This window comes from Psychrobacter sp. CAL346-MNA-CIBAN-0220 (assembly GCF_040309805.1).
Lineage (GTDB): Bacteria > Pseudomonadota > Gammaproteobacteria > Pseudomonadales > Moraxellaceae > Psychrobacter.
In genome coordinates, this window is record NZ_JBEOPF010000739.1 from 1 (window position 1) to 235 (window position 235).

Below are 235 nucleotides of genomic sequence, written 5' to 3' on the forward strand. Positions count from 1 at the left end.
GCCTTTCACAGCAACGCGCTCAAAGTGTTAAAAACTATTTAGTTAATCAGCAAATTATGGCTGAACGAATTAGCACTACAGGTTATGGTGAAACACGTCCAATTTCATCAAACGATAGCGCAAATGGCCGTGCACAAAATCGTCGTGTAGAAATTCAAATAGTGCCTAACACGCAATAAGCACATAAAAATCTAGTCTTTATTGAACTGTAGTTCACATAAGCGCTGGTACAACG

At 39.1% G+C, this 235-nt stretch carries 1 protein-coding gene; it reads left to right on the top strand.

Annotated elements, in window-relative coordinates; genetic code table 11:
• The coding region (locus AAEY88_RS15520) for an OmpA family protein (RefSeq protein ID WP_350563825.1) at positions 1–179 on the top strand (179 nt) is incomplete at its 5' end.
• Positions 180–235: the final 56 nt, after the last annotated feature.